Source organism: Proteus sp. TSJ240517 (assembly GCF_047921575.1).
Classification (GTDB): Bacteria; Pseudomonadota; Gammaproteobacteria; order Enterobacterales; family Enterobacteriaceae; genus Proteus.
Map to the genome: position 1 here is coordinate 1 of NZ_JBLRMH010000028.1, position 1,354 is coordinate 1,354.

General features: G+C 38.1%; 3 protein-coding genes. All 3 read right to left on the reverse strand.

Features of this window, described 5'->3' with window-relative positions:
* Positions 1–49 precede the first annotated feature (49 nt).
* Entirely contained in the window at positions 50–388 is a 339-nt protein-coding gene (locus ACNARN_RS18600; RefSeq protein ID WP_036937620.1) for an HNH endonuclease, read from the reverse strand.
* Positions 385–792: a hypothetical protein gene (locus ACNARN_RS18605; RefSeq protein ID WP_036976739.1), complete on the reverse strand. Its 408-nt coding sequence runs from the start codon at positions 790–792 to the stop codon at positions 385–387. The genes ACNARN_RS18600 and ACNARN_RS18605 overlap by 4 nt, the downstream gene beginning before the upstream one ends.
* Positions 793–873: 81 nt before the next feature.
* The coding region (locus ACNARN_RS18610) for a KilA-N domain-containing protein (protein ID WP_416304818.1) at positions 874–1,354 on the reverse strand (481 nt) is incomplete at its 5' end.

The window sequence follows — 1,354 nt, forward strand, 5'->3', positions numbered from 1 at the left end:
GGCGAAAGTGTCTGAACTTTTACCCCGCCCCCACCCTGTATTCATTGTGTTATTGATGCCAATGAGAATTGGGATCGAGTGGAATACCATCCGCATTACAGCCAATGACTTTGCCACTCTTTTCGATACGTTGTTTGGTCGAGTTATGATGCAGTTCGCATAAGCTTTGAAAGTTATTTTTATCCCAGAATAAAGCTTGGGCTTTTGCGATACGTTCTTTATCACCTGATTCAAGCGCTTCTTTAAGACGATGCGGAATAATGTGGTCAACTACTGTGGCCGCAGTAATGCGCCCTTGCTCTTGGCACATGACACAGAGCGGATGTTCATTAAGAAACGCTAATCGTACCTTTGCCCAGCGACCACCATAGACATTGCGTTTTTTCATGTTTTGTTTCTGACAACATCAGCTTCTATTGATGATTGCTTATTGCAGGTAATAATTCCTTTGAATATAACGTCACTAGACGTACTAAAACCTAAAGAATTATCGCTACTAATAACATAATGTTCATAATCAGCCTTATCCGCCCATTGATTATGAGTGGTTGCTAGTGTGATGATAGTTTGATTTATTTTATGTATTTTTTTTAGCAATTTAGCTGGCTTATCAATACTATTTAAATCGATGATTTTTGTGTTTCTTGGATCTGTATAAGGAAATTGCCCTGAATGACAAATCGCTATGAATTCTTTATATAGGTTGCTTCTCTCTTCAATTAGCTGCGATATTTCTTTTTGCAAGTAAACACAATGACCTATTGCCTCATAATTAATCTGTTTGTTTGACATAATAAACTCCAATAAAAAAGCCATTAGGGCCTATTCATCGTTAGATATTAATTAAATCAATATCCTCAATTTTAAGGAACGCTATTCAATACCAGGAATATAGATTTGAGCTTCTTTAAGAATTCGTTCCCTCGCTGTTAGTAGTAACTGCTTTCTACCACCAACTCCCCAGTTAGCCATCGTTCTTGCACAGTTACTTATATTTTTAGTTTCGGTATTAATGACATGATCTAGCTTGTTCAACTTAGACATGACATCTAATCCCTTCCTCGTAGCCTCTTTAAACGTGTTGTAGACAAGGATTTCAAATTCTGGCTTTAACCAAGCTGCATATCTAATAACGACTAACTCTAAAGCCCAAGTTCCCTGGTTGAGTCCACCTTTAATCACTTTAACCGATGCACTTTTTGTTGCATCGCTTAAAGCGTGAACAAATCGCCTTACTTGACGACTTTTCAAAAATGCACCAGGCCTTTGTGATTCCGTTGCTTTACCATCCGCAACAGCGGCCGCATGAAGATCATTTAAATTATATCTACCTTCACTATCAACACGGACAGAC

Excerpts from the sequence above, each read along its gene's own strand:
- ACNARN_RS18600 (WP_036937620.1), bottom strand. The coding sequence starts at position 388 with ATGAAAAAACGCAATGTCTATGGTGGTCGCTGGGCAAAGGTACGATTA.
- ACNARN_RS18605 (WP_036976739.1), bottom strand. The coding sequence starts at position 792 with ATGTCAAACAAACAGATTAATTATGAGGCAATAGGTCATTGTGTTTAC.